The sequence below is a fragment of the Kitasatospora sp. NPDC056076 genome (genome assembly GCF_042266305.1).
Taxonomy (GTDB): Bacteria; Actinomycetota; Actinomycetes; order Streptomycetales; family Streptomycetaceae; genus Kitasatospora.
In genome coordinates this window covers 55,793-80,504 of the sequence record NZ_JBHJWG010000033.1, presented here as the reverse complement: position 1 = coordinate 80,504, position 24,712 = coordinate 55,793, and the positions used below count along the sequence as shown (strand labels likewise).

25 protein-coding genes are annotated in these 24,712 nt (G+C 75.5%); 13 read left to right on the top strand and 12 right to left on the bottom strand.

Annotated features, from left to right (window positions below; translation table 11 throughout):
- The first annotated feature begins 3 nt into the window (after positions 1 to 3).
- The 6 genes from ACFC1T_RS25465 to ACFC1T_RS25440 are packed head-to-tail and all read left to right on the top strand — an operon-like array spanning position 4 to position 5,481.
- Entirely contained in the window at positions 4 to 888 is an 885-nt protein-coding gene (locus ACFC1T_RS25465) for a sirohydrochlorin chelatase (RefSeq protein ID WP_375892075.1), read from the top strand.
- Positions 889 to 911: 23 nt separating this feature from the next.
- Positions 912 to 1,355, top strand: coding sequence for an urease subunit beta (locus ACFC1T_RS25460; RefSeq protein WP_375892073.1), 444 nt, complete (start codon positions 912 to 914; stop codon positions 1,353 to 1,355).
- A complete protein-coding gene (gene ureC, locus ACFC1T_RS25455; protein WP_375892072.1) occupies positions 1,355 to 3,079 on the top strand; it encodes an urease subunit alpha in 1,725 nt (574 codons plus the stop codon). Before ACFC1T_RS25460 ends, ureC begins: the two co-directional genes overlap by 1 nt.
- Positions 3,076 to 3,852 carry an urease accessory protein UreF gene (locus ACFC1T_RS25450; RefSeq protein ID WP_375892070.1) on the top strand — a complete coding sequence of 259 codons (777 nt, stop codon included), beginning with the start codon at positions 3,076 to 3,078 and terminating at the stop codon, positions 3,850 to 3,852. The genes ureC and ACFC1T_RS25450 overlap by 4 nt, the downstream gene beginning before the upstream one ends.
- A gap of 46 nt (positions 3,853 to 3,898) precedes the next feature.
- On the top strand, positions 3,899 to 4,519 hold the full coding sequence (gene ureG, locus ACFC1T_RS25445; RefSeq protein WP_375892068.1) for an urease accessory protein UreG: 621 nt from the start codon (positions 3,899 to 3,901) through the stop codon (positions 4,517 to 4,519).
- Positions 4,516 to 5,481 (top strand): urease accessory protein UreD, encoded by a 966-nt coding sequence (locus ACFC1T_RS25440; protein ID WP_375892066.1) that lies wholly within the window; start codon positions 4,516 to 4,518, stop codon positions 5,479 to 5,481. Before ureG ends, ACFC1T_RS25440 begins: the two co-directional genes overlap by 4 nt.
- 75 nt (positions 5,482 to 5,556) lie before the next feature.
- On the opposite strand, the gene ACFC1T_RS25435 is transcribed toward ACFC1T_RS25440, so the two are convergent.
- Positions 5,557 to 6,051 (bottom strand): MarR family winged helix-turn-helix transcriptional regulator, encoded by a 495-nt coding sequence (locus tag ACFC1T_RS25435; RefSeq protein WP_375892064.1) that lies wholly within the window; start codon positions 6,049 to 6,051, stop codon positions 5,557 to 5,559.
- A 68-nt stretch (positions 6,052 to 6,119) separates the two neighbouring features.
- Between ACFC1T_RS25435 and ACFC1T_RS25430 the strand changes: the two genes are divergently transcribed.
- Both ACFC1T_RS25430 and ACFC1T_RS25425 read left to right on the top strand, forming a co-directional pair.
- Complete coding sequence (locus ACFC1T_RS25430) at positions 6,120 to 6,995, top strand: NmrA/HSCARG family protein (RefSeq protein ID WP_375892062.1); 876 nt, start codon at positions 6,120 to 6,122, stop codon at positions 6,993 to 6,995.
- Between the two features lie 116 nt (positions 6,996 to 7,111).
- The gene (locus tag ACFC1T_RS25425; protein WP_375892060.1) at positions 7,112 to 8,737 is read left to right on the top strand and encodes a serine/threonine-protein kinase; all 1,626 of its coding nucleotides are present in this window, start codon (positions 7,112 to 7,114) and stop codon (positions 8,735 to 8,737) included.
- 7 nt (positions 8,738 to 8,744) lie between these two features.
- Here ACFC1T_RS25425 and ACFC1T_RS25420 read toward each other — a convergent pair whose 3' ends face one another.
- From ACFC1T_RS25420 to ACFC1T_RS25410, 3 genes are all read right to left on the bottom strand, one after another.
- Positions 8,745 to 9,203 (bottom strand): protein phosphatase, encoded by a 459-nt coding sequence (locus ACFC1T_RS25420; RefSeq protein WP_375892058.1) that lies wholly within the window; start codon positions 9,201 to 9,203, stop codon positions 8,745 to 8,747.
- Positions 9,204 to 9,286: 83 nt separating this feature from the next.
- Complete coding sequence (locus ACFC1T_RS25415) at positions 9,287 to 10,126, bottom strand: SDR family NAD(P)-dependent oxidoreductase (RefSeq protein ID WP_375892057.1); 840 nt, start codon at positions 10,124 to 10,126, stop codon at positions 9,287 to 9,289.
- 37 nt (positions 10,127 to 10,163) lie between these two features.
- Entirely contained in the window at positions 10,164 to 11,546 is a 1,383-nt protein-coding gene (locus ACFC1T_RS25410) for a LuxR C-terminal-related transcriptional regulator (RefSeq protein WP_375892055.1), read from the bottom strand.
- 163 nt (positions 11,547 to 11,709) lie between these two features.
- On the opposite strand from ACFC1T_RS25410, the gene ACFC1T_RS25405 reads away from it, so the two are divergent.
- Together ACFC1T_RS25405 and ACFC1T_RS25400 are read left to right on the top strand one after the other, a co-directional pair.
- A complete protein-coding gene (locus ACFC1T_RS25405) occupies positions 11,710 to 12,636 on the top strand; it encodes an NADP-dependent oxidoreductase (RefSeq protein ID WP_375892053.1) in 927 nt (308 codons plus the stop codon).
- A 116-nt stretch (positions 12,637 to 12,752) separates the two neighbouring features.
- Positions 12,753 to 13,529 carry an SDR family NAD(P)-dependent oxidoreductase gene (locus ACFC1T_RS25400; protein WP_375892051.1) on the top strand — a complete coding sequence of 259 codons (777 nt, stop codon included), beginning with the start codon at positions 12,753 to 12,755 and terminating at the stop codon, positions 13,527 to 13,529.
- 20 nt (positions 13,530 to 13,549) lie between these two features.
- Here ACFC1T_RS25400 and ACFC1T_RS25395 read toward each other — a convergent pair whose 3' ends face one another.
- Positions 13,550 to 14,074, bottom strand: coding sequence for a hypothetical protein (locus ACFC1T_RS25395; protein WP_375892049.1), 525 nt, complete (start codon positions 14,072 to 14,074; stop codon positions 13,550 to 13,552).
- A 108-nt stretch (positions 14,075 to 14,182) separates the two neighbouring features.
- Between ACFC1T_RS25395 and ACFC1T_RS25390 the strand changes: the two genes are divergently transcribed.
- On the top strand, positions 14,183 to 14,959 hold the full coding sequence (locus ACFC1T_RS25390) for a GNAT family N-acetyltransferase (RefSeq protein WP_375892048.1): 777 nt from the start codon (positions 14,183 to 14,185) through the stop codon (positions 14,957 to 14,959).
- 19 nt (positions 14,960 to 14,978) lie between these two features.
- Here the strand turns inward: ACFC1T_RS25390 and ACFC1T_RS25385 are convergent, their stop codons facing one another.
- The 4 genes from ACFC1T_RS25385 to ACFC1T_RS25370 all read right to left on the bottom strand — a co-directional run bounded on the left by ACFC1T_RS25385 (position 14,979) and on the right by ACFC1T_RS25370 (position 19,398).
- Complete coding sequence (locus ACFC1T_RS25385) at positions 14,979 to 15,662, bottom strand: ABC transporter ATP-binding protein (RefSeq protein WP_375892046.1); 684 nt, start codon at positions 15,660 to 15,662, stop codon at positions 14,979 to 14,981.
- Positions 15,663 to 15,714: 52 nt separating this feature from the next.
- Positions 15,715 to 16,407, bottom strand: coding sequence for an ABC transporter ATP-binding protein (locus ACFC1T_RS25380; protein ID WP_375892115.1), 693 nt, complete (start codon positions 16,405 to 16,407; stop codon positions 15,715 to 15,717).
- Positions 16,408 to 16,682: 275 nt separating this feature from the next.
- Positions 16,683 to 18,662, bottom strand: coding sequence for an ABC transporter permease (locus ACFC1T_RS25375; protein ID WP_375892044.1), 1,980 nt, complete (start codon positions 18,660 to 18,662; stop codon positions 16,683 to 16,685).
- A 4-nt stretch (positions 18,663 to 18,666) separates the two neighbouring features.
- The gene (locus ACFC1T_RS25370; RefSeq protein ID WP_375892042.1) at positions 18,667 to 19,398 is read right to left on the bottom strand and encodes a hypothetical protein; all 732 of its coding nucleotides are present in this window, start codon (positions 19,396 to 19,398) and stop codon (positions 18,667 to 18,669) included.
- A 113-nt stretch (positions 19,399 to 19,511) separates the two neighbouring features.
- On the opposite strand from ACFC1T_RS25370, the gene ACFC1T_RS25365 reads away from it, so the two are divergent.
- Complete coding sequence (locus ACFC1T_RS25365) at positions 19,512 to 20,099, top strand: hypothetical protein (protein WP_375892041.1); 588 nt, start codon at positions 19,512 to 19,514, stop codon at positions 20,097 to 20,099.
- Positions 20,090 to 21,514 (top strand): ABC transporter substrate-binding protein, encoded by a 1,425-nt coding sequence (locus ACFC1T_RS25360; protein WP_375892039.1) that lies wholly within the window; start codon positions 20,090 to 20,092, stop codon positions 21,512 to 21,514. The genes ACFC1T_RS25365 and ACFC1T_RS25360 overlap by 10 nt, the downstream gene beginning before the upstream one ends.
- A gap of 32 nt (positions 21,515 to 21,546) precedes the next feature.
- Here the strand turns inward: ACFC1T_RS25360 and ACFC1T_RS25355 are convergent, their stop codons facing one another.
- From ACFC1T_RS25355 to ACFC1T_RS25345, 3 genes are all read right to left on the bottom strand, one after another.
- Positions 21,547 to 22,641, bottom strand: a complete 1,095-nt coding sequence (locus tag ACFC1T_RS25355) for a PP2C family protein-serine/threonine phosphatase (protein WP_375892037.1) — start codon at positions 22,639 to 22,641, stop codon at positions 21,547 to 21,549.
- Between the two features lie 216 nt (positions 22,642 to 22,857).
- Complete coding sequence (locus tag ACFC1T_RS25350) at positions 22,858 to 23,280, bottom strand: MarR family winged helix-turn-helix transcriptional regulator (RefSeq protein WP_375892035.1); 423 nt, start codon at positions 23,278 to 23,280, stop codon at positions 22,858 to 22,860.
- Between the two features lie 43 nt (positions 23,281 to 23,323).
- On the bottom strand, positions 23,324 to 24,619 hold the full coding sequence (locus ACFC1T_RS25345) for a M48 family metalloprotease (protein ID WP_375892033.1): 1,296 nt from the start codon (positions 24,617 to 24,619) through the stop codon (positions 23,324 to 23,326).
- Positions 24,620 to 24,712: the final 93 nt, after the last annotated feature.

The following is a 24,712-nucleotide window of genomic DNA, read 5'->3' as shown; positions in this document are numbered from 1 at the left end:
CCCATGACCGCACCACAGTCCGCCACGGTCGTGCTGGCCGGCGGGCACGAGAGCGACGGCGGCCGCGACCTGGCCGCCCTGGTCGGGCACCCGCCCGGGGTGGGCGCGCCGGCCGTGCACGCGGCGGCCGCCGCCGGGCGCCCGCTCGCCGAAGCCGTCCGGTCCGCCCTGGCGGCCGGGGACGGGCCGGTGTGCGTCGTCCCGATGACCCTCGGCCGCGACCCGAAACTGATCGCCGACAGCGCCCGCGCGCTGCGCTGGCTCGCCGCCGGCGAGGGCCGCGGACGGCTCGCGCTCACCGCACCCTTCGGCGCCGCCGAGCACCTGATCGGCTGGCTGCGCGCCGCCGCGGCCACGGCCGGTGACGGGGACGCCGTCCTGGTCACCGCCCCGGCGGCCGGGCCCTTCGAGGACGCCGAACTGTTCCGGATCGCCCGGCTGGTCCGCCAGTACGGGCGCCACCACCGGGTCGAGGTCGCCTTCACGGGCGGCGACCCCGACCCGGCCGAGGGCGTCGAACGCTGCCGGCTGCTCGGCGCCGGGCGGGTCACGGTCGTCCCGGCCTCCTTCGGCACCGCGCTGCCCCCGGGCCCGACCGGCGAGGGCGTCCGGGACGGCGGCCCGCTGCTGCGCCCGGCCGCGATCGCCGGAGTGGTCGCGGCCCGCACGGCGGCGGCGCTGCACCTGCTCGGCCACGGCGAGGACGGCATCCTGGCCGGCCTCGACGCCGAGCACGGCCACGGCTACGCCCACAGCCACGGCCCGGGCGAGGCGCACCACCACCACGGCCACCCGCACGCCCCCACGCACCCCCATCCCCACCCCCACCCCCACGCAGACACCCACCCCCACCCCCACGCACCAGCACCCGCACACACCCCCCACTGAACCGGCAGAGAGGAAGGCCAGCCATGTCCGGTGGCGCCGCATACCTGTACGGCGACGACCCGGTGGAGATCAACGCCGGCCGCGCCAAGGCCACGATCACGGTCAGCAACACGGGCGACCGCGCGATCCAGGTCGGTTCCCACTACCACTTCTTCGAGGCCAACCGCGCCCTCGACTTCGACCGCAACGCCGCCTTCGGCAAGCACCTCGACATCCCGGCCGGCACCGCCGTCCGCTTCGAGCCGGGTGACACCAAGGACGTCACCCTGGCCGAGTTCGGCGGGCACCGCCGCCTGGTCGGTTTCAGCAACCTGGTGGACGGCGGCACCACCGCGCGCGACACCCGTGCCCGGGCCATCGACCGGGCCATCGCGCGCGGCTTCAAGGGCACCAACCTCGACCTCAAGGACGACGACCTGCACGGCAGGGACTTCCACACCCGGACCCACTCGGAGGGCGACCGCTGATGGCCATGCTGTCCCGCAAGCAGTACACCGACCTCTTCGGCCCCACCGTCGGTGACCGCTTCCACCTGGCCGACACCAACCTCGTGGTCGAGGTCGAACAGGACTTCAACCAGGGCCACTACGGCGACGAGGCCGTCTACGGCGGCGGCAAGGGCATCCGCGACGGCATGGCCCAGGACCCGGCCGCCACCTCGGCGCAGGGCGCGCTCGACCTGGTGATCACCAACGTCGTCGTGCTGGACCCGGTGCTCGGCGTGGTCAAGGGCGACATCGGCGTCAAGGACGGCTTCATCACCGCCGTCGGCAAGGCCGGCAACCCGCACACCCAGAGCGGGGTGCACCCCAAGCTGGTGATCGGCCCCGGCACCGAGGTGATCTCCGGCGAGCACCTGATCGCCACCGCCGGCGGCATCGACACCCACATCCACTTCATCGCCCCGCAGCAGGCCCAGGAGGCGCTGAGCAACGGCATCACCACCCTGATCGGCGGCGGCACCGGCCCCTCCGACGGCACCAACGGCACCACGTGCACCCCCGGCCCGTGGAACATCGGGCGGATGTACCAGGCGGTCGAGGACCTCCCGGTCAACGTCGGCCTGCTCGGCAAGGGCAACGGCTCGCTGCCGGGCGCGCTGCGCGAGCAGGTCGAGGCCGGGGTGTGCGGGCTCAAGGTGCACGAGGACTGGGGCAGCACCCCGGCGGCCATCGACAGCGCGCTGCGGGTCGCCGACGAGTACGACGTGCAGGTGGCCATCCACACCGACACCCTCAACGAGTCCGGCTTCTTCGAGGACACCCTGTCCGCGATCGACGGCCGCACCATCCACACCTTCCACACCGAGGGCGCGGGCGGCGGCCACGCCCCCGACATCATGCGGATCGCCGGCGAGCCCAACGTGCTGCCGTCCTCCACCAACCCGACCCTGCCCTACACCGTCAACTCGGTGGACGAGCTGCTCGACATGGTGATGGTCTGCCACCACCTCAGCCATGACATCCCCGAGGACGTCTCCTTCGCCGACTCCCGGGTGCGCGCCGAGACCATCGCCGCCGAGACCGTGCTGCACGACGAGGGCGTCATCTCGATCTTCTCCTCCGACTCGCAGGCCATGGGCCGGATCGGGGAGTCCTTCACCCGCGCCTTCCAGACCGCCCACCACTGCAAGGCGCAGCGCGGCAAGCTGGCCGGCGACAGCGAGCGCAACGACAACGTCCGGGTGCTGCGCTACCTCGCCAAGCTCACCATCAACCCGGCGATCGCCTCCGGCACGGCCGAGCACATCGGCTCGCTGGAGCCCGGCAAGCTCGCCGACATCGTGCTGTGGCCGATCAACTCCTTCGGCGCCAAGCCCAAGCTGGTCATCAAGGGCGGCCTCATCAACTGGGCGCTGATGGGCGACCCCAACGCCTCGCTGCCCACCCCGCAGCCGGTCTACTACCGGCCCATGTACGGGGCGTTCGGGCGGGCCAAGCAGGCCACCCGGATCACCTTCATGTCCCAGGCCGCCGTCGACCTCGGGGTGCCGAAGGAACTCGGCCTGGACAGCCGGGTGCTGCCGGTGCGGCACTGCCGCTCGGTCGGCAAGCAGCACATGGTGCGCAACGACGCGCTGCCGAAGATCGCGGTCGACCCGGAGACGTACAAGGTCACCCTGGACGGCGAGCCCGCGACCATCGAGCCGGCCCGCGAACTGCCGCTCAACCACCTGTTCTACCTCGCATGAGCAGGGCCGACCCGGGGCCCGCCGACCCGGTGCCCGCGGATCCGGTGCCCGCCGGCCCGGGCCCGACGGACCCGGGCCCCGCGGGTGCGGGCCTGGACGCCCTGCTGGTCAGCCTCCAGCTGACCGACTCGGCCTTCCCCAGCGGCTTCTACACCCTCTCGCACGGCCTGGAGGGCTACGCCCAGGCCAAGGCCGTCACCGCCGACACCATGCCGGTGCTGCTCGCCGACCTGCTGCGGCACAGCGTCGGACCGGCCGACGCCACGGCGCTCGCCCTGGCCCACCGGGCCGCCGACGCCGGGGACTGGGCGCTGCTCGCCGAGACCGACCAGCGGCTGCACGCCACCAAGCTCAACCGCGAGCTGAGGCTCGCCGCCACCCGCACCGGGCGCCAACTCCTGGACATCGCCCGGGAGTCGGTGGGCGGCGAGCCGCTGGAGCGGTACGCCGCCCTGGTCGCGGACAAGCGCGCCCCCGGCTGCCAGGCGGTGGCCGCCGGGGTCGCCTACGCCTCGGCCGCCGTCCCCGTCGAACAGGCCGTGGCGGGCGACCTGTTCGCCTTCTGCACCAGCTTCGTCGGCGCCGCGCTGCGGCTGCGGCTGACCGACCACCGCAAGGCGCAGGTGGTGCTGCGGGCCACCGCCCCGGTCATCCGCGAGGTCGTGGCGGCCGCGCTGGAGCGGGAGTTGGCGGACCTCGGCGGCTGCGTACCGGTCGCGGATGCGATGTCCGGACGGCACGAACGGGCCGAGGCCCGGCTGTTCGCGAGCTGAACACCCCGCTGAACGCTGGACACCCCTACGAATGGAGGAGGACCCCATGACCGAGAACGTGCTCCGGGTGGGCATCGGCGGCCCGGTCGGCTCCGGCAAGACGGCGCTCATCGAGGCGCTGGTGCCGGTGCTGATCGAGCGCGGCCACCGTCCGGCGGTGATCACCAACGACATCTACACCCAGGAGGACGCCCAGCACGTCCGCCGCACCCTCGCCGGGGTGCTCGACCCGGAACGGGTGGTCGGCGTCGAGACCGGCGCCTGCCCGCACACCGCCGTGCGCGACGACCCGACCATGAACCTGGCCGCCGGGGCCGAGATGCTGGAGCGCTTCCCCGACGTCGACACCCTGCTGTACGAGTCCGGCGGCGACAACCTGACCCTGACGTTCAGCCCGGTGCTGGTCGACCTCTTCCTGTTCGTCCTCGACACCGCCGAGGGCGAGAAGATGCCCCGCAAGCGCGGCCCGGGCATCACCGAGTCGGAGCTGCTGGTCATCAACAAGACCGACCTCGCCCCGTACGTGCGCGCCGACCTCGGCGTCATGGAGTCCGACGCCCGGCGGGTCCGCGAGGGCGGACCGGTGGTGCTCACCAACTGCCTGACGGGGGAGGGGCTGGAGGAGATCGCGACCTTCCTGGAGACCTTCCGCAAGGTCCCGGCATGACGGTGGCCGCGCGGGCCCCCGAGGGGCGGCGGCCGGTGCCCCGGCTCGACCCCCGGCACTACGAGCCGGCCCGGGTCCCGCAGGCGGTCCGCCGGTACGCCGGGACGCCCGACACCCTCGCGGTCGGGCGCCCCGGCAAGGTCGGACTGCTGGAGCTGGCCTTCGAGCGGATCGGCGGGCGCACCGAACTCACCGGCCACTACCAGAAGTCGCCGCTGCAGATCATGCGCCCGCTGTACTTCGACCCGGCCCGCCCCGACCTCGCCGTCACCCTGCTGATGTCCACCGGCGGCGGCATCCTCCAGGCCGACCGGCTGCGCACCGACATCCGCTGCGGGGCCGACACGGCGGTCCACCTGACCACCCAGGCGGCCACCAAGGTCTACCGGATGGAGTACGACTACGCGACGCAGCTGGTCAATCTGGAGGCCGGCCCCGGCGCCTACGTGGAGTACCTGCCCGAGCCGGTGATCCCCTTCGTCGACTCGCGCCTCTACCAGCGCACGGTGCTCACCGTGGACCGGGGGGCGACCGTCCTGGCGGGCGAGACCGTCCTCGCCGGCCGCCTCGCCCGGGGTGAGCGCAACGCCTACCAGGTCTTCGCCTCGGACCTCGAAGTGCGGCGCCCCGACGGCGAGTTGGTGGCCCTGGACACCGTCCGGCTGGAGCCCGCCGGGGCCGGCGTCACCGGCCCCGCCGTACTCGGCGGGCACGACGTGATGTCCAGCCTCTACGTGCTCAGCCCGCTCGCCCCCGCCGCCCGGATCGCCGACGCGCTGCACGAGGCCCTGGCCGACCGCGGCCTGCTGTACGGGGTCAGCGTGCTGCCGCAGGACAGCGGTGCCTGGCTGCGGCTGCTCGACTCCGACACCCGCGCCTGCGCCGCCGCCCTGCGGGCCGCCTGGGACGCCGTCCGCCGGCTGCTGATCGGGGTGCCGGCGCCGGAGCTGCGCAAGACCTGACGGGGGCGGGGGCCTGGTCAGGCGGGGGCCTTGTCGGGCGGGGGAGGCCTGGTCGGGTCCGGAGTCCTGGCGGCCCTAGGAGTCCCGGTCGCCCCGGGGGCGCAGGTCCGTGTCGGCGAGGCGGGCGATCTGCCGGTGGCTGAGTTCGACCGTGCGGTTCATGTGCCGGAGCAGGAAGGCCAGCTCGTCCTCGCTGTCCTCGGCGAAGATCGCGGCCCAGTCGCCGCCGAGCTCGCGCCAGACCTCCCCGAAGCGCGCCAGTGCGTCGGGGAGGACGGCGACCAGCACCCGGCGGCGGTCGGCCTCGTCCCGCTGCCGGGCCACCAGGCCCGCCTTCTCCAGGCGGTCGACCAGTCGGGTCGCCGAGCCGCTGGTCAGTCCGGTCAGCTCGGCGACCCGGCCGGTGGTGACGGGGCCGTCCTCCAGGGTGAGCAGGTTGAGGCACTGGACGTCGGTCGGGTGCATGCCGAGGTGGTCCGCGACGGCCTGGTTGAACAGCACGTAGGAGGCCAGGTAGCGGCGCGAGAGCGGCCAGAGCCGGGCCAGCAGTTCGTCGCGGTGGGGGGTCATGGGGCCAGGGTAACCGGCAGGCCGTTAATCATTTGCGTCACGCAGAGATCTCTTCATATGTTGTCTGCATGACGCAGATAATATCTCGACCCCCCGTCGCCGTCACCGGAGCCACCGGCGCCCAGGGCGGCGCCACCGCCCGGGCCCTGCTCCGGGCCGGCCGCCCGGTCCGGGCCCTCACCCGCGACCCCGGCTCCCCGGCCGCCCGCGAACTCGCCGCCCTCGGCGCCGAGCCGGTCCGTGCCGACTTCGACGACCCGGCCTCGCTCGCCGCCGCCCTCGACGGTGCCGGGAGCCTCTTCGCGATGTCCACCCCGTTCGGGACGGACCTCGACACCGAAGTCCGCCAGGGCATCGCCCTGCTCGACGCCGCCCGCGCCGCCGGCACCGTGCGGCACGTCGTCCTCACCTCCGCCACCAACGCCGACCGCTCCACCGGCATCCCGCACTTCGACTCCAAGCAGCGCATCGAACAGCACCTCGCCAGCCTCGACCTGCCCTGGACGGTCATCGGCCCGGCGGCCTTCCTCGACAACTACGCCAACGACTGGACCCTCGCCTCGCTGCGCGAGGGGGTCTTCCCGCTGCCCATGCCCCCCGGCGTCCCCCTCCCGGTGATCGCCGCCGAGACCATCGGCGACTTCGCCGCCCACGTCCTGGCCCACCCGGACGACTACGCGGGGCGGCGCATCGACATCGCCTCCCAGTGGTGCACCGGCGAACAGATCGCCGCTGCCATCACGGCGGCGGCCGGCCGGCCGGTCCGCTGCCAGGAGGTGCCGCTGTCTGTCGTCGAGACCTACTCCCAGGACCTCGCCGCGATGTTCCGCTACTTCCAGGAGGTCGGCCTGGAGATCGACACCGACACCCTGCACGCCGAGACCCCGGCCGTGGAGTGGCGCACGCTGGAGTCCTGGGCCGCCGGGCAGACCTGGGGCCTCTGACCCGCTCCGCCCCGTCGGCGCCGGAGTGCCCGTCAGCGCTGGAACGCCCGGTCGGCGAGGCCGGTGCGGGACCACCGGTGTCACCGGTGACGGACCGCGCCCCTACGATGACCGTCATGAATTCTGGGGGGCCGGGGCTCCAACTCATCGACGGACGCTTCGAACTGGTGGAGCGGCTGGGCGGCGGCGGCATGGGACTGGTGTGGCGGGCACGCGACACCCTCCTGGAGCGCGAGGTGGCCTTGAAGGAGGTGCGCCCGCCCGACCCGGCCGACCTCGCCGGCGACCCGGGCGCGGCGGCGGTGCTGCGCGAGCGGGTCCTGCGGGAGGCCCGGTCGCTGGCCCGGCTCAACCACCCCCACGTGGTGACGATCCACCACATCGTCGACCGGCCCGAGTACCCGCACCCCTGGCTGGTCATGGAGCTGGTGACCGGCGGATCGCTGCACGACCGGCTCGCGCGCGGCCCGATGACGCCCCTGGAGGCGGCCCGGCTCGGCCGCGGGGTGCTGTCCGCCCTGAGCGCCGCGCACGCGGCCGGCATCCAGCACCGCGACGTCAAGCCCGGCAACGTCCTGCTGCGCCCGGACGGCACCCCGGTCCTCACCGACTTCGGCATCGCCGCACTGTCGGAGGCGCCCAGCCTGACCACCACCGGCGCCCTGATCGGCTCGCCCGAGTACATAGCCCCCGAGCGGGTCCGCGGCGAGGAGGGCAACCCGGCCTCCGACCTGTGGTCGCTCGGCCTGATGCTGTACGTCGCGGTGGAGGGGCAGCACCCGCTGCGGCGCGCCACCACCCTCGCCACGCTGGCCGCCGTCCTGGACGAGCCGGTACCGGCCCCGGTACGGTCCGGGCCGCTGGGCCCGGTGCTCGCCGCCCTGCTGGTGCGGGACACGGCCGCGCGCCCCGACGCCTGGCAGCTCGACCGGCAGCTCGCCGACGCCGAGGTCGCGGCGGCGGCCGAGGCCCAGGCCGGGGCGGTCGGCACGGTCCGCCTGCTCCCGCCCGCGGCCGCCGCTGCGAGTGCCACCGCCTCGACGGCCACGGCCACCGCCCCGCCGCCGACCGGGTACGTCACGGGGCACCCCACCGGGCAGACCTACGGCCCGCCGCAGACCCTCGCCCAGGAGCCGCGCGACGCGACGCCCCCGCCCCGGCCCGGCAGGCTGCGCGGCGCGCTGCGCACCGGCTACCTGGTGCTGGTCCCGGTGCTGATGGTGAGCATCGGCTTCGCCGTCCAGCACTTCGCGGCCCGGGGCGGCGACAGCACCGCCACCCCGCCGGCGGCCTACCCGGGCCTGCTCACGCCGACGGGCGCGCGCGGCGCGATCCAGTCCATGAGCCAGAAGTCGGGCGGCCGCGCCTTCCTGGAGTTCACGCTCCGGCAGGACTCCGGCGACGCCCTCGTCGCGACCGCCGCCAACCCGAACCTCTACGACAGCCTCTCCTACCGCGACGGCAAGTCCACGCCCGGCATCCGCTCCGGCACCGTGGCCTTCGGCGAGAAGCCGCTGGACCTCCGGTCCGTCAACTGGGACGCCCTCCCCGCGCTGCTGCAACGGGCCGACGCCGAACTCGGCATCACCCACCCGACCAGCCACTACGTGCTCCTGCACGACGCCCAGGGGATGGGCGACACCGAACCGTCGCTGCTGGTGTACGTCGCGGACGCCTACGGCACCGCCTACCTCAGGGCGGACTTCGACGGCACGGTCGTGAAGGCGTACCCCCGCACCTGAGGACCGGTCAGTCGGTCGAGGGCCGGGCCCAGCGCTCCACGAACTTCCGCTGCCAGGGCGTCTCCACGGCGTGCCGGCCGTAGTGCTCCCGCACGTACCCGACCGCCTCCGCCGCCGGCACGCCGTCCAGCACGGCGATGCAGGCCAGGGCCGTGCCGGTGCGCCCGCGGCCGCCCGCGCAGGCGAGTTCGACCCGCTCGCCGGTGCAGCGCTCCCAGGCCTCCCGGAAGGCGTCGGCGGCGTCCGTGCGGTCGGCGGGCAGCCGGAAGTCGGGCCAGCGCACCCAGCGGCTCTCCCAGGGGAGCGGCTTCGGTTCGCGCCCCAGCAGGTAGATGCCGAAGTCGGGGCGCGGGCCCGGCGGCAGCGGGTTGAGGACGCCGCGGCCGCGCAGCAGCCGCCCGGAGGGCAGGCGCAGCACGCCCGGGGCGTCGGGCTCCCAGCCGGTGGTGGACGCGTGGTCGGTCATGGTCGCCGGTGTCGCCTTTCAGCGGGGATGGTCGTCGGGGTGGCCGGTGCGGCGGTCGGTGAGCCGGCCGTTGAGCCGGCCGGTCAGAGGTCGGCGTGCCCGACGAGCTTCAAGCAGCGCTCCCACAGCTCGGCCCGGGCCCGCAGGTCGTAGGCCTGGCGGTTGGCGCGGGCCTCGCGCAGCCGGTCGTAGTAGCGGCCGGTGGTGCCGGCCAGGGCCGGGTCGGTGACCAGCCGGTGGGTGGCGGTGACGCCGTCCTCCAGGCTGTCGATGCTGTGGCCGATCTCCCGGAGCACCATCTTGGTGGGCATGTACGTCGACGGGTGGAGGCTGTTGACGGTCACTTCGGCGGCCGGCACCCGGGCGGCGAGCTCCATGCCGCAGGCGATCTGGGCGAGCTTGCTGCGGCAGTACGCGCTGGTGCCGTCGTAGCCGTTCTCCAGCATGAGGTCGTCGAAGTCGATCTCCTGCTGTCCGGCGGAGGCGACGTTGACGATCCGGGCGGGCGCGCAGGCGCGCAGCAGCGGCAGCAGTTCGAGGCTGAGCAGGAAGCCGGCCAAGTGGTTCACGGCGAAGCGCAGTTCATGGCCGTCGGCGCTGGTGCGGCGGGTGCGGCCGTCGGGTTCGCCGGCGCCTATGCCCGCGTTGTTGACGAGGACGTCGAGCCGGCCGGTGGTGGCGCGGACCTCGGCCGCGAGGGCGCGGACCTGCTCCAGCTCGGCGAGGTCGGCGAGCAGGGTGGCCGGGCGGGCCGTCCCGTGGGCCTCGGCCACCTCCCGGGCGGTGCGGTCGAGCCGGTCCCGGTCGCGGCCGTGCAGCAGGAGGGTGGCGCCCTCGGCGGCCAGGCGGTGGGCGAGGGCGCGGCCGAGGCCGTCGGTGGAGCCGGTGATGAGAACGGTCCGCGGTGGGGTGGGCGTGGTCATCGGGACTCCTGTCAACGGGTGTGGCGGCGGATCCGGTTCAGGATGCCACGTGCAGCCGCGCGCCGCCGGGCATCCCGGCGCGGTGGGCGAGGGCGGCCGCCTCGCCGCGCGAGCCGACACCCAACTTGGCCAGGATGTTGGCGACGTGGAACTTCACCGTGGACTCGCTGATGTGCAGCTCCGCGGCGATGTCCCGGTTGCGTCGGCCCTGGGCGAGCTGGTCGAGCACCTCCAGTTCGCGCGGCTGGAGCCCGTCCAGCGGGTCGGTGACGGCGGTCGGCGAGGGCATGCCGAGCGGCAGCTCCACCGTCACGGTGGTACCCCAGTTGGGGACGGACTCGACCTCGTAGCGGCCGCCGAGGGCGGTGATCCGGTCGGCCGTGCGGTGGACGGCGAGGGCGTCCGCGGCGAGCACCCCGAGGCCGTCGTCGCGCACCACGGTGCGCAGCGCGCCGTCCGCCGTAAACTGCCAACTCAGGTGCAGCCGACCGGGCTTCTCCTGTTCCATCATCAGCATGACGGCGCACTGGACGGCGGCCCGGGCGGTGTGCGCGGTGTCCGCGGGGATGGACCGGGTGGCGTCGGACGGCGGCGCGAGGTCGAGCCGGACCCCGGTGTGCCGCAGCAGCGGGCGCAGTTCGCGGGCGAGCCGGGCGAACGCGGCGTCGGCGGGCTCCTCGCTGAGCTCGCGGTCCAGGTCCGCGGCCCGGCGCAGGTCGAGCAGGGCGGTGACGGCCAGGTCGGTGGCGGCCCGGCGGGCGGCGCGGTCGTCCAGGTCGGCCGAACGCAGCGGCGCCAGGACGGCGGTCAGCGCGGCGCTGTGGGTGCCGGTGAACTCGGCGATGGTCCGGGCCCGGGTGACGGCGGCGGTACGGGAGATCATCGCCTGGCCGGGCGCGGCGTCGGTGGCGCGGTGCTCGGAGTGGGCGATCACCAGCTCGCACACCTGCTGGAGGACGGCGAGCGCACCGGCCGGCACCGGCGCGGCGTCGCCGCGGACCAGGACCAGCAGCACCTCCTTGTCGTCGGCCGGAGCGGCGATCACCACCACCGGCCGGGTCCGGCCCGCCAGTTCGGCCTCGCCCTGCCAGGGGCGGCCGGCCGAGGTCGTCCCGGCGGCCCGCTCGGCGAGCCGGGCCAGCTCCAGCCCGGAGAGGCCGCCGACCAGCTCGCGCGGGCCGTGGGCGTTGGCGGGGGAGTAGGCGCAGACACCGCTCAGGTGGGCGATCGCGACGTGCGGGACGAGCGTGCGGACCACCGCCGACAGCCGCGGCACCACCTCGGGCCGGGGCGCGCGCAGCACCTCGACGGCCCGCGCCAGCGCGTCCTCGGGGCGGCCCCAGTGCTCCCGCCAGGCCTCGTCGGGGCCGGGGCCGTCCACCGCGTCCATGCCTTCGTGCGACTCCATGCCTGCGTCCATGCCCTTCACCCTAGTTCCGGGGCCGCCCCCGGCCGCCCCTCCCTTCGGCCAGGTGGAACTGTCCGAACGGCCGGCCGGGGGCCTGCGGCCGGCGCCGCAGGATGGAGCCGTCGGAACGAACAACCCCCGGACGGACAACGCCCGGACGAACCGAGGATCTTCCATGACCAAGGCCATCGCTTTCCCCCGGTACGGCGACGCGGACGTGCTGCGCCCGATCGAGCTCGACCTGCCCGCCCCCGGGCCCGGCCAGGTGCGGGTCGCGGTCCGCGCGGTCGGCGTCAACCCGCTGGACCACAAGGTGCGCAGCGGCTCGTTCGACGGCATCATCCCGGTCACCTTCCCCGCCGTGCCCGGCTACGAGGTCGCCGGGGTGGTGGAGGCGGTCGGCGCGGAGGTCACCGCCTTCGCCCCCGGCGACGAGGTGTTCGGCGCCCTGATGGGCGGCGGCTACGCCGAGCACGCGCTGCTCGACGCCGGCCAGGTGGTGGCCAAGCCCGCCACCTTGAGCTGGGAGGAGGCCGCGGCGATCCCGGTCGCCGCCGAGACCGCCGAGCGGGTCCTCGACATCCTGGGCGTGCGCTCCGGGGAGACGCTGCTGGTGCACGGCGCCGCCGGGGCCGTCGGCACCCTGCTGCTCCAGTTCGCCCGGGCCCGCGGCATCACCGTGATCGGCACCGCGAGCGAGGCCAACCACGCCTACCTGCGGGAACTGGGCGCGATCCCGGTGACGTACGGCGACGGCCTGGCCGAGCGGGTGCGGGCGGCCGCGCCGGGCGGGGTCGACCGCGTCCTGGACGCGGCGGGCAAGGGAGTGCTGCCGCTCTCCGTCGAACTGGCGGGCAGCGCCGAGCGGGTGCTGACGATCGCCGACATCCCCGGCGCGCAGGAGCACGGCATCCGTTTCAGCGGCGGAGCCGAGGGCGGCGAGTCGTACCACGGGCGCGCCTTCGCGGCCGCCCTCGCCCTGCACCGGGCGGGCACCCTGCGGCTGCCGCTGCACCGGGTGCTCCCGCTGGCGGAGGCGGCGCAGGCGCACCGGATCAGCGAGGACGGGCACGTGCGGGGGAAGATCGTCCTCACGGTCTGAGCGGTCCGAGCGCTGCCGCCGTCCGGGCCGGTCCGCTGTCGGCCCGGTCCGCTGTCGGCCCGGGCCCGTCGGGCGGAAGTCCGGCCCCGCGCCGCCGCGCTCGGTAGAGTCCCGCCATGGTGACTTCGAACGCGGCGGGGCGGCTGGCCGGCCGTTCCTGCGTGGTGACCGGCGCGGCCAGCGGCATCGGCCGGGCCGTCGCGGAACGCTTCGTCCGGGAGGGCGCGTCGGTGGTGGCCACCGACCTGGACGCCGAGGGGCTGGGCCGGCTGGCCGGGCGGTTCCCGGAGGCCGTCAGCACGGTGGTCGGTGACGTGTCCGTCGACGCGGACGCCCGCCGGATGGTCGCGGCGGCCGTCGAACGGCACGGGCGGATCGACGTGCTGGTGGCCAACGCCGGGGTGATCCCGCTGATGGACATCACCGAGGCGAGCGCCGAGGACTGGGACCGGGTGATGGCCGTCGACGGCCGCGGCATGTTCCTCACCTGCAAGTACGCGATCGAGGCGATGCTCGCCCAGGAACGGCCGGGCGGCTCGATCGTCTGCCTGTCCTCCATCTCGGGCGAGGCCGGCCAGCGCGGCCAGGCGGTCTACGGGCCCGCCAAGTTCGTCGCCTCCGGGCTGACCAAGCACCTCGCCGTCGAATGGGCGGACCGCGGCATCCGGGTCAACGCCGTCGCCCCCGGCACCATCGGCACCGAGCGGGTCGCCCGGCTGCGGGACGAGCCCGGCGGGCCCGAGTACCTGGCGGCGATCGAGAAGCTGCACCCGATGGGCCGCCTCGGCGACCCGGCCGAGGTCGCCGCCGCCGTCCTCTTCCTCGCCTCCGAGGAGGCCTCGTTCATCACCGGCGCCGTCCTGCCGGTCGACGGCGGCTACCTGGCGCAGTAGCGGGCGGGGCGCGGGGCCGATCAGGCGCCGCCCGCCGTTCCGACGTCGCGGACCCAGACGGGCAACGGCGGGAGGGGCAGCCCCGGGATCCAGGTCCCGTCCGCGTCCAGGACGTCCCCGTCGTTCGGGGGTTCGTCGAGGTCGCCGATGTCCACCAGTTCGGTGCGCAGGACCGTGCCGGGCTCGTCGTCGGCGAGGTGGTCCGCGACGATCGGGCCGAGGTCCGTGGTCGGCAGGTAGTTCCCGCGGAACGGCAGGTCCCGCGGCCCGACCGAGCCGGTCGAGCAGCGCAGTTGCCCGGCCAGCACGTCGTGCCAGACGTAGAAGGTGGCCGGCCCGTGGTGGCCGAGTGCCCGGACCCGCTCCCGGAGCAGGGCGGCGGTGCGCTCGAAGGCGTCCACCACCTGCTGGACGGTCAGCGTCCGCCGGTCCTCCTCCTCGGCGGTCATCCACCAGGTGTTGGTCCGCTGCTCCGCCGGACGGTCGTCCGGGTCCAGTACCAGCGGGTCGTCCGCGAGTTCGGCGATCCACATGAGCAAAGGCATGGCGGCAGTATCCCCGCCGCCGCGCCCGCCCGCGCCGGGCGGGGGGCGTTCGTGGGCGGGCCGTAAAAACGGTGGCGCCCGGCCGTCGCGGCGTGCTGGAGTGGTCGGATGGATCGTGATCATGTACTCGCCCTGTTCGACCAGCGGATCCGGCGCGACGCGCGGCCGGACGGCCCCGACGTCCGGGTCGAGCGCGACGGCGCCGTGGTGCGCCAGGTGGGGGGCGAGCACGCCTGGAACGGCATCGTCTGGTCCGGACTCGACGAGGCCGGGACGGACGCCGCGATCGCCGCGCAGGTCGCCCACTTCACCGGGCTGGGCCTGGAGTTCGAGTGGAAGACCTACAGCCACGACCGCCCCGCCGACCTCGGCCGGCGGCTGCTCGCGGCCGGGTTCACCGCCGAACCCGACGAGGCGCTGATGATCGCCCGGATCGCGGACCTGCCCACCGACGCGGCCCTGCCCGAGGGCGTCCGGCTGGAGCCGGTGACCGACGAGGCCGGGGTCGACCTCATGGTGACCGCCCACGATCTGGCCTTCGGGGCCGCATCCCCGACCCTGCGCGGGCGCCTGCTCGACCACCTCCGGCACGACTCGGAGACGCTGCTCCTGGTCGTCGCGATGGCCGGCGACCAGCCGGTGAGCGCCGCCCGGACGGAGCTCACCCCGGGCACCGGCTTCGCCGGCCTGTGGGGCGGCGGCACCGTCCCCGGCTGGCGCGGTCGCGGCATCTACCGCGCCCTGGTCGCCCACCGCGCCCGCCAGGCCGCCGCACTCGGCTACGAGTACCTCCAGGTCGACGCGAGCGACCAGAGCCGCCCCATCCTGGAGCGGCTCGGCTTCGCGCGGCTCAGCACCACCACGCCGTACGTGTACCAGCCGTAGGGCCCGGGCGCCGGGGGCGTCACGGCGTGGGCGTGAACCGCCCCGGCAGTGCCTCCCCCGGCTCGCCCGAGAACACCACCTCACCCCGGTGCAGCACGTGCACCGCCGCCGCCCCCGCCAGCGAGCGCGGCAGGGACTGCGCGGCCAGCACCACCGTACGGCCCCCGGCCGCCCCGGCCAGCAGCACCGCGTGCAGCCGCGCCGCCACCGCCGGCGCCAGCCCGCGCTCCGGCTCGTCCAGCAGCAGCAGGTCGGGCCGTGCCCCCAACGCCCGCCCCACCGAAACCAGTTGGCGCTGACCGTCGGACAGCGTGCCCGCCCGGCGGGGCAGCAGCGCGGACAGCTCCGGGAACGCCTCCAGCACCTCCGCCGGTACCTCCGCCCGCCCCGCACCGGCCAGGCCCAGGTTCTCCGCCACGGTGAGCGAACCGAACACCCCGCGCTCGGCCGGCACCAGCGCCAACCCCAGCCGCACCCGCCGGTGCACCGACAGCCCGGTGACGTCCCGCCCGCGCCAGCACACCCGCCCACCGGACAGCGGCACCACCCCCGCCAGGGCGTGCAGCGCACTGGTGCGCCCCGAACCGTTGCGGCCCAGCAGGACGGTGACGGCGGCGGCCGGAAAGGCGAGGTCCACGCCGTGCAGCGCCTCCAGCGGCCCGTACCGGACCCGGACGCCGCACAGGGCCGCGGCTACCGGCATGCGATCACCCCGGCAGCGTCCAAGCAGGGCTTCCCGTGCGGGAGTTCGGCACTCACGGGCGGCCACCCCAGGCCTCGGCCACCCGGGCGTCCGCCAGCACCGCCGCCGTCGGCCCGGCCGCCACCACCCGGCCCTGCGCCATCGCGTAGACGGCATCGGCGAGTTCGGCCACCAGCTCGGCATCGTGCTCGACCAGCAGCAGCGCCATCCCACGCCCCGCGAGAGCGCGCAGTACCGCCACCAGACGGCCCGTCTGGGCGGCATCGAGCCCCGCCGCCGGCTCGTCCAGCAACAGCACCCGGGGCTCGCCCGCCAGCGCCCGCGCCAACTCCACCAGCCTCAGCACCCCGGTGGGCTGCACCCCCGCCGGCTCGTCCGCGACACCCCGCAACCCGAGCAACCCCAGCGCCCGCTCCGTCCGCTCCGCCGCCCCCCTGCCCCCTCGCTGCTCCGCGCCCACCCGCACGTTGTCGGCCACCGAGAGGGTCGGGAAGACGGCGATCTGCTGGAACGTCCGCGCCAACCCGAGCCGCACCCGCCGGTGCGCGGCCACGGCGGTCACGTCCCGCCCGCCCAGCAGCACCCGCCCGGCATCCGGCCGCACCGTCCCGGCCAGACAGTCGAACAGGGTGCTCTTCCCCGCCCCGTTCGGCCCGATCAACGCCGTGATCCGCCCACCCGGAGCCACCAGGTCCACCCCGCCCACCGCCACGATCCCCCCGTACCGCCGCACCACCCCCCGCACGGTCAACCGCGCCGCCGTCACGACGCCCGCCCGGGGGGCGTCGTACAGCTGAACAGCCCTACGGGGAAGGTGAGGTGAATTGTTCTCCGCTGTCGCCGGTCGGCGGGGGCCTCGGCTCCTGCCTGCGGTCCCAGGACGGCGGGTCGGGCCGCACCCGTCAGGGTGGTGGCGCGGGGGAGTCGGTGGTGGATCCGGCCGCAGCGTCGGGCGGGGGGCGAGGATCTGTTCAACGGGCCTTCCTTCGCAGGGAGTTCCGGGTGGCGCCGGTGCTCCGTTCACGGGCGGCGGTTCAGGGTGGCGCGGAGGCGTCGGCCGGTGGGGGTGAGGTGGCCGGGCGGGAGGTCTGGCGGGGGGTCGCGCCGTGCGGTGGGGAGGGCGGCGAGGCCGCCGGGGAGGCGGCCGATGGCGGCGGCGAGGACGCCGACCGCGACGGCCGAGACGCCGATGACGGTGCCCGCGTCGAGGCCGATCAGCAGGGCGGCGGCGAGGACGGCGCCGAGGGCGCTGTCGGCGCCGGCGACGACCACGGCGGCGAACCAGAGCAGGCCGCGGACCGGGTCGAAGGACGCCGCGTCGAAGGCGCGGCCCGCGAGGCCCATCAGGCCGCCGCCGAGGGCGGCGAGCGCGGCACCGACCACGAAGGCGAGGAGTTTGAGGCCCGGTACGTCGACGCCCGCCGCGACCGCACCGGCCTCGTGGTCGCGCATGGCGGTGAGGGCGCGGCCGAGGCGGCCGCGGTGGAGGGCGCGGACGGCGAGCAGGCCGAGGCCGAGCAGGAGGAGTTCGGCGAGGTAGAAGGCGCGGTCGCCATCGAGGAGGGCGGGGCGGTCGAGGGTGAGTCCGGTGGTGGCGTAGGGCTGCTGGAAGACGAAGCGGCTCAGTGCGGTGCCGAAGGCGAAGGTGACGAGGGCGAGGGCGAGTCCGCGGCGGCGGATCGCGGGTCGGCCGGTGAGCAGGCCGAGCGGGGCGGTGGCGAGGACGGCGAGCAGCAGTGCGGGGACGGCCGGAAGGGCCGGCAGGCCGGGGACGCGACCGCTCATCAGCAGGGCGGTGCCGAGCGCGCCGAGGCCCGCGTACCCGGCCTGGCCGAGGGAGGTCTGCCCGCCGTAGCCGGTGACGACGACGACGGACAGCAGCACCAGGGCGAGGGCGGGGACGAGCAGGGCGCTGCGCAGGTCGTTGCCGCGGAAGCCGAAGGGCAGCAGGAGCAGCACCAGGCAGACCGCGCCGGCCGACCGCCCGCCGCCTCCTCGTCCTCCGCCGCCTCCTCCTCGTTCTCCTCCGGGTCGGTGGCTCCGGGAGGTGAGCGGCGCCCCGCCGTCCGGGGCCCGGCCCCCGGTGATGCCGGGCCCGGCGAGCAGGGCGGCGGCGAGCAGCGCGATCACGAACAGGTTGGACTGCACCGCCTGGACCAGCGGCAGCAGTTGGCCGGACGGGCGGAGCCGGGTGAGTTCGGACTGGGCGATGCCGAGTCCGAGTCCGGTGGCGACGGCGACGGGGATGCTGCGCAGCCGGGCGGCGACGGCGACGGCCATGGTCTCCATGACCAGCAGCGGCAGCCCGTACGGGTCGAGCAGCAGGTAGGGCGCGAGGGCGACGCCGACGAGCCCGGCGGTGAAGGTGCTGAAGGCCCAGCCGAGGGCGGAGACCCGGTCGGCGTCGACGCCGGTGAGGGCGGCGAGCCGGCGGTCGTCGACGACGGCGCGCAGGTGGAGGCCGAGGCGGGTCCAGCGGGTGGTGGCGGCGACGGCGAGGCCGAGGACCAGGATCGCGGCGAGCTGGGCGACGGTGTCGGGGCGCAGGGTGTGGCCGCCGGGCAGCCGGATCGGGGCGCCGCCGAACGGGCTGGGCGCGCCGGCCAGCGGGGCCGGTCCCCACAGCAGGACGGCGACTCCGATGAGCAGCACGAACACGCCGAGCCCGGCGACCATGGTCTCGGCCGGTCCGGCGCCGCGCCGTTGCAGCGGGCGGTGCACGAGGACGTCGAGGAGCACGCCGAGGGCGGGCGCGACCACCAGCAGGCAGCAGGCGAGGGCCGGCCAGACCGGCCAGTGCCGGACGACCACGAGGTCGCGCAGCAGGTAGGCGACGGCCATGGCCTGGGCGCCCTGGGCGATGTTGAGCACGCCGGTGGCGCGGTGGCAGACGACCAGTCCGATGCCGCTGAGCGCGGCGGCACTGCCGACGGTGAGCCCGGCGAGGGCGAGGTCGAGGGTGAGGCCGAACGAGTCGGGCGCGGCGAGCAGGACGGTCATCGGTTCAGCCGCTCGGCGGGGCGGCTTCGCCCGGACGGGTGGCGGGCGTGCTCGGGGCGTCCGGGGTGTTCGGGGCGTCCGGGGTGTTCGGGGTGTTCGGGGTCTCCGGGAGCCCCAGGGCGTCCGGGGCCCCGGGGGCGTCCGGCGAGCAGAGCGGGCAGGGCGTCAGACCCCGCTCCCGTACGGCGGCCGCGTCCACCGGTGCGGCCGTCGCCTTGCCGGTGACCAGCGGGCAGTCCGGCCGGTGGTAGCGGGTGCCCTCGGGGACGGCGAGCGGCCCCGACCGGTGCGCCGGGGCCGGATCAGGCCCCGGCCCCGGCTCGGCCCCGGGCTCCACCAGCAGGTCGTACAGCCGCTCGACCCGCCGGTCGGTCAGTTCCCCCAGGTGCCCGCGCGGGGGCGGCGGCCGCAGCGCGACCAGGACGGCGCCGGCCACGATCAGGGCCGCGCCGGGGACGGTGGCGGAGGCCAGGTAGGGGACCTGCTGCTCGACGAAGCGTTCGCCGGAGACCCCGTACCAGCCGAGCACGCACAGCACGGCCCCGACCGCGAGGAGCAGCCAGCCGGCCCGGTCATGCCCGGCCCGGTCACGTCCGGCCCGCTCGCGCCCGGCCCGCTCGCGCGCGGCCCGGTCACGCCCGCTCCGGAGGCTCTGCGGCAGGCGGGCACCGCGCCGGACGGGGGAAACCCTCGGGGCGTTACGGGTGATTTCTCCGTCGGATTGCGATGCGTCCATGGATCCGCCTTCATGGTGTCACCTGAGACGTTTCCAGGATCGGCCTGGAACAGCATCCGGGGATCCGCGACCGGCCGGGCGCAGTCCGGGCGGTGCGGTCGAGAGGGAACACCATGCGCGTGACGCGAAGCGGCACCTCCCGGGGCGGCAGCGCCCTCCTGCGGACGGCGGGCGGGCTGCTCGCCCTGCTGCTGGCGGGCACCGCGGCCGGGTGCGGCAGCACCAAGTCCGGGTCCGGGTCCTCGGCCTCCTCCCCGGCCGCAACCGCGAGTGTCACCGCCGGTGCGAGTGTCACCACCGGCGCCGGCGCCGGCGCCAGTACCACCGCCCCCGCCGACCCGGCCGCCGCCCAGGCGGAGGTCACCGCCAACTGGGAGAAGTTCTTCGACCCGGCCACCCCGATCGCCGACAAGGCCAAGCTGCTCCAGGGCGGCGACACGCTGCTCCCGGTGCTCCAGGGCTTCTCCCAGGACCCCCGGGTGGGCCAGGTGAAGGCCACGGTGGGCGGGGTCGCGTTCACCGACGCCGCCGACGCGACCGTTACCTATGCGCTCTCCCTCCAGGGCACCGTGGTCGCGCCGGCCGCGACCGGGCAGGCCGTCCTCGACAACGGCACCTGGAAGGTCTCCCGCTCGACCCTGTGCGGGCTGCTCACCCAGGCCGGCGGGGCCAGTGCCACCCCGGTCCCCGGATGCGGCTGACCGCACCTCCGCGGCACCTGACCGCACCGCCGCACGGCCGCGGGCCGACGCCCGTCCTGCGTCCGGTCCTGCGTCCGGTCCTGGCCCCGGTCCTGGCCCTGCTCCTGGCGCTGCTGTCGGTGCTCGCCGGCTGCGGCACCCGGCTGCCGGACGGCGCCTTCACCGCCCGCGCCACGCCCGCCCCGGGGGCCGGCGGCAACCCGCCCTCCGACACCGGCGTGTCCGCGACCGGGATCCGGATCGGCATCGTCACCTCCCTGACCAGCCCGGTCGGCAGCGAGGTGTTCAGCGGCCCCCGGTACGGCGCCCAGGCGTTCTTCCAGGCCCTCAACGACCGCGGCGGCCTGCACGGGCGCACGGTCGAGGTGGTGACCTGCGACGACGGCGGCAGCGGCATCGGCAACCAGGACTGCGTGCACCGGCTGGTCGACCAGGCGCACGTCTTCGCCCTCGTCAGCGGCAGCGTCCTGGACTACGCGGGCGCGCCGTACGTGAGCGGCAAGGCGGTGCCGGACGTCGGCGGCCAGCCGATCGGCACGGCGTACGACCGCTGGCCGCACCTGTACGGGATCTACGGCAGCGCCGCCCCGCGCGACGGCCGGGCGGTCGGCTGGAACGGCACCCTGTACCAGAGCACCGAGGTGTTCCGTTTCTTCAAGCAGCGCCTGGGCGCCGACAGCGCCGCCGTGGTCGCCTACAACCAGGCCGACTCGGCCCGCTACGCCGGACAGCTCAAGGCGGGGCTGGAGGCGGAGGGCTACCGGGTGCTGCTCCAGACGGTGGACTTCGCGCTGCCGAACTTCCAGGCGGTGGCCGCGGCCGTGCGCGCCGACGGCTCGCAGCTGCTGTTCGACGCGATGGACTCGCGCGGGAACGCGGCGCTCTGCCGGGCGCTGGACGAGGCCGGGGTGTCGGTCGCGGCGAAGGTGACCACGGTGCAGAACTGGTCGGAGTCGGTGCGCACCGACTACGCCGCCTCGCCGAACTGCCGCAACGCGCTCTGGGCGACGTCCTCCAGCCAGAACTACGAGGACGAGCAGCACCCGGCCGTGCACGACTTCCGCGCCGCGATGGCCCGCTCCTACCCGGACCGGGCCGACCGGCTGTCCGCGTGGGAACTGGAGGGCTGGGCGGGCGCCCAGTGGCTCGCCGACGCCCTGGACTCCTGCGGCGCCGCACCGACCCGGACCTGCGTCGAGGCCTTCCTGAACCGCGCCGAGCCCTACGACGCGCACGGGCTGATCCTGCCCGCGTCCTTCGTGCCGCAGCCGCCGCCGAGCGGGCCCACCCGGGCCTGTCTGAACGTCGCCCGCTGGCAGGACTCCGCCGGGGGCGGGCGGGGCGGCTGGGTCACCCAGGTGCCGGCCATGGCCACGGACTGCTTCGACGTGCCGCAGCTGCCGTACCGGCCGTGACCGACGTCGGGTCCCGTGACCGACGGCGCGCCCTAAGGGAGCCGCTCCACCATCACCATCGCCGCGTCGTCGTCCAGCCGACGGCCGACGTGTGCCAGCAGGTCGCGGCGCAGGCGGCTCAGCAGGACGCCGGGGCGCTCGGCCTGCCAGGCGGTGACCCGCTCGGTCAGCGGGTAGAAACGGCGCTGGGCGTCCCGGGCCTCGATCACCCCGTCGGTGTAGATCAGCAGCCGGTCGCCGGGGTGGAACGGGAAGGTCTGCACCTCGTACGAGACCGGGGCGAGCTCGCCGAGGCCGAGCGGCGGTGCGGGGTTGCGGGTGGTGAGCGTGGTGACGCCGTCCGGGCGCAGCAGCAGCGGGGGCGGGTGGCCGCAGTCGATGAGGTGGACGTGCGAGCCGTCGTCGGGGATGTCGATCAGCACGGCGGTGATGAAGGACTCGCCGCCCTCGTCCGGCGCCTCCTCGGCCGGGCGCTGGTGCCGGGAGCGTTCGGCCCGTCGGGCCTCGGCGAGCTGGGCGAGGTCCCAGCAGACGCTGCCGTCCAGGTACTCGGCCAGGCCCGGCAGGTCGGCGTGCAGGTGGGCGGCGGCGCGGAAGGCGCCGAGCAGCAGGGCCGCGTCGCCGAGCGAGGACAGCCCCTTGCCGCGGACGTCGCCGACCAGCAGCCGGGTGCCGTCGGTGGTCCGGGCGGCCGCGTACAGGTCGCCGCCGACCTGGGCCTCGGCCTCGGCGGCCAGGTAGAAGGAGGCCAGGTGCAGTGGTCCGATCCGCTCCGGCAGCGGGCGCAGCAGGACCCGCTGGGCGGCCTCGGAGACCGAGCGCACCCGGGCGAGCTCGCGTTCGTGGCGGTCGCGCAGCACCCGCAGGCCGACGATCAGGGCCGAGACGACCACCTGGGCGCTCAGCTGGGTCTCGATGTTGGCGCTGGTCAGGCCGTCCCGGACGGCGCCGATGGCGGTGAGCGCGGCGAGGGCCAGCAGGGCGACCCCGGCGGTGGCCCGAGGGCCGGCGAAGGAGGCGGTGAGGGCCGGGGCGACGATCAGCAGCGGGCCGAGGTGGATCGACGGAGGGGAGAGGATGTCGACGACGGTGATCACGACGATCAGTGCGAGCGGCAGTGCCGTCATCACTCGGCGGTCGGGTCGCCAGGAGCGGCGGCGGGCGCGGGGACGGGGGTCATCGGGACGCTGCCGGAGGGGCACCTCTCCTCTGTACACCGTGGGGGCGGTGGGGCGCACCCCGGGGCGGGCGCGGCCGGGGGCGGAGACGCTGGTGAGGAGGGGCCGGCGAGGGGGCCGGAGAGGGGGGCAGGTGAGGGGGCCGGGGCGCGGGTGCGGGCCCGGTCAGTCCTCCTGGCCGTAGCGGGCCAGGTACGCGGCGAAGCGGGCGACGTCCTCGTCGGACCATTCGGTGAAGCGGGCGGTGAAGGCCGTCCGGCGCTGCTCGTTGGCGTCCCGCAGCAGGGTGAGGCCGCCCTCGGTGGCGCGCAGGATCTGGCCGCGCTGGTCGTCCGGGTCGGTCTCGCGGCGCAGCAGGCCGAGCTTCTCCAGCGCGGTGACCTGGCGGCTGACGGTGGACTTGTCGAGCATGAAGTACGCGGCCACGTCGGCGGCCCGGCAGCCGCCGCGCTCGGTGATCAGGTCGAGGATGCTGTACGTGACCAGGGAGAGGTCGGGGTGCAGCTGGGAGGCCTTGTGCCGGGCACGGCGGGCGAAGGCGGTCAGCTCGCGCTGGATGGTGTCGATGGACGACTCGCGGCCGGGCACGGCGTTCCTACCTCCTCGGGATTTGTTGCACTATACAACGGATTTACCCCGGGGTCGCGCGCCTCTCCGCCGCCGGGCCGCCGTTCGCGGGGTCCGGCGGGTCCTGCCCTACCCGCCCTGCCTGCCAGGCGCGGGCCGCCGCGATCCGGCGGGTCGCACTCGGGTGAGTGGCGAACAGTAGCTCAAGCAGCCTCGGCGGGTCGACATCCGAGACGTTCACCACCGCCAGTCTGCGCTGCATCGCCACGAACTGCTCGGCGTCCCCGGTCAGTTCGAGGGCGTGCCGGTCCGCCCTGGCCTCGATCCGGCGGCTCACCGCACACTGCACCGGCCCCGACAGCGCGCCGATCAGCGCCGCCGACGCGGCCAGCAGGGGCAGCGCCCGGGGATCCGCCGCGTCCGCGGCCCCGGCCGCCGCCAGCAGCGGCCGCCAGTTCGCCAGCAGGCCCAGCAGCACCACCGCCACTGCGGCACCCAGCGCCCCGAGCGCCGTACCGACCGGCACGTCCCGGTGCTTGACGTGCCCCAGTTCGTGCGCCACCACCAGCTCCACCTCGCGCGGCTCGGCGGCCGTCAGCAGGGTGTCGTACGCGACGATCCGGCGGGTCGCGCCGAACCCGGAGACGTACGCGTTCAGCGCGGTGGTCCGCCGGGAGGCGTCCGCCACCAGGACGTCCCGCACCCGCACGCCGTCCCGCTCGGCCAGCGCCAGCAGTGCCGTCCGCAGCTCGCCCGGCGGCATCGGGGTGAAGCGGTTGAACACCGGCTCGATCAGCAGCGGGTGGAGGAAGGACAGCGCGGCCGTCAGCAGCGCCGCCGCCCCCGCCGCGGGGAGCCACCAGTGCCGCGGGGACCACCCGGTCAGCGCGAACAGCCCGAGCACCAGCGGCAGGACCAGCAGCAGGGTCAGCCCGAGCGAGCGCACGGCGTCCAGCGCCCAGCCCGCCCAGCCCTGGGTCACCAGGCCGAACCGGGCCCGGACGGCCCGCGCCCCCGCCCCGAACGGCAGTTGCAGCGCCTGGCCCAGCACCACCAGGGCAGCCGCGCCCGCCAGCACCCCGGCCGTCCGGGAACCGCCGAACCAGCGGCCGGTGGCGGTCACCAGCGCGGCACCGGCCGGGGTCAGGCCCAGCACCAGGGTCAGCGCCAGGCCCGCCAGGCGGCCGCCGAGCGCCCACGGCAGCTGGGCGCGGCGCAGCGCGCGGCCGCGGGCGCGCTCGGCGGGGGTGAAGTCGGGTGCGGGGGTCGCGCCGGGGGTTGGGGCTGGCGCTGGGGTGGGCTCGGGCGTCGTCATCGGCGGGGTGGCTCCGGCGGGGGTGAGGGTGGGCGGGTCCAGCATGTCCTACCGCAGGCGGCGGGCGCCCACGCGTCGCGCGCGTTCGCGCGGGGTCGTCGAGTCTCGGCCCGCTGGTGTCCTCCTGTGTCCGGAATG

What these genes read in the sequence shown, in the direction of transcription:
- ACFC1T_RS25375 (WP_375892044.1), bottom strand. Translation starts at nt 18,662, where the DNA reads ATGACCGTCCTGCTCGCCGCGCCCGACTCGTTCGGCCTCACCCTCGAC.
- ACFC1T_RS25465 (WP_375892075.1), top strand. Translation starts at nt 4, where the DNA reads ATGACCGCACCACAGTCCGCCACGGTCGTGCTGGCCGGCGGGCACGAG.
- ACFC1T_RS25430 (WP_375892062.1), top strand. Translation starts at nt 6,120, where the DNA reads ATGACGCAGATAATATCTCGACCCCCCGTCGCCGTCACCGGAGCCACC.
- ACFC1T_RS25420 (WP_375892058.1), bottom strand. Translation starts at nt 9,203, where the DNA reads ATGACCGACCACGCGTCCACCACCGGCTGGGAGCCCGACGCCCCGGGC.
- ACFC1T_RS25460 (WP_375892073.1), top strand. Translation starts at nt 912, where the DNA reads ATGTCCGGTGGCGCCGCATACCTGTACGGCGACGACCCGGTGGAGATC.
- ACFC1T_RS25410 (WP_375892055.1), bottom strand. Translation starts at nt 11,546, where the DNA reads ATGGACGCAGGCATGGAGTCGCACGAAGGCATGGACGCGGTGGACGGC.
- ureC (WP_375892072.1), top strand. Translation starts at nt 1,355, where the DNA reads ATGGCCATGCTGTCCCGCAAGCAGTACACCGACCTCTTCGGCCCCACC.
- ACFC1T_RS25360 (WP_375892039.1), top strand. Translation starts at nt 20,090, where the DNA reads ATGCGGCTGACCGCACCTCCGCGGCACCTGACCGCACCGCCGCACGGC.
- ACFC1T_RS25435 (WP_375892064.1), bottom strand. Translation starts at nt 6,051, where the DNA reads ATGACCCCCCACCGCGACGAACTGCTGGCCCGGCTCTGGCCGCTCTCG.
- ACFC1T_RS25390 (WP_375892048.1), top strand. Translation starts at nt 14,183, where the DNA reads ATGGATCGTGATCATGTACTCGCCCTGTTCGACCAGCGGATCCGGCGC.
- ACFC1T_RS25440 (WP_375892066.1), top strand. Translation starts at nt 4,516, where the DNA reads ATGACGGTGGCCGCGCGGGCCCCCGAGGGGCGGCGGCCGGTGCCCCGG.
- ureG (WP_375892068.1), top strand. Translation starts at nt 3,899, where the DNA reads ATGACCGAGAACGTGCTCCGGGTGGGCATCGGCGGCCCGGTCGGCTCC.
- ACFC1T_RS25405 (WP_375892053.1), top strand. Translation starts at nt 11,710, where the DNA reads ATGACCAAGGCCATCGCTTTCCCCCGGTACGGCGACGCGGACGTGCTG.
- ACFC1T_RS25395 (WP_375892049.1), bottom strand. Translation starts at nt 14,074, where the DNA reads ATGCCTTTGCTCATGTGGATCGCCGAACTCGCGGACGACCCGCTGGTA.
- ACFC1T_RS25450 (WP_375892070.1), top strand. Translation starts at nt 3,076, where the DNA reads ATGAGCAGGGCCGACCCGGGGCCCGCCGACCCGGTGCCCGCGGATCCG.
- ACFC1T_RS25425 (WP_375892060.1), top strand. Translation starts at nt 7,112, where the DNA reads ATGAATTCTGGGGGGCCGGGGCTCCAACTCATCGACGGACGCTTCGAA.
- ACFC1T_RS25365 (WP_375892041.1), top strand. Translation starts at nt 19,512, where the DNA reads ATGCGCGTGACGCGAAGCGGCACCTCCCGGGGCGGCAGCGCCCTCCTG.
- ACFC1T_RS25355 (WP_375892037.1), bottom strand. Translation starts at nt 22,641, where the DNA reads ATGACGGCACTGCCGCTCGCACTGATCGTCGTGATCACCGTCGTCGAC.
- ACFC1T_RS25400 (WP_375892051.1), top strand. Translation starts at nt 12,753, where the DNA reads ATGGTGACTTCGAACGCGGCGGGGCGGCTGGCCGGCCGTTCCTGCGTG.
- ACFC1T_RS25345 (WP_375892033.1), bottom strand. Translation starts at nt 24,619, where the DNA reads ATGCTGGACCCGCCCACCCTCACCCCCGCCGGAGCCACCCCGCCGATG.
- ACFC1T_RS25370 (WP_375892042.1), bottom strand. Translation starts at nt 19,398, where the DNA reads ATGGACGCATCGCAATCCGACGGAGAAATCACCCGTAACGCCCCGAGG.
- ACFC1T_RS25385 (WP_375892046.1), bottom strand. Translation starts at nt 15,662, where the DNA reads ATGCCGGTAGCCGCGGCCCTGTGCGGCGTCCGGGTCCGGTACGGGCCG.
- ACFC1T_RS25415 (WP_375892057.1), bottom strand. Translation starts at nt 10,126, where the DNA reads ATGACCACGCCCACCCCACCGCGGACCGTTCTCATCACCGGCTCCACC.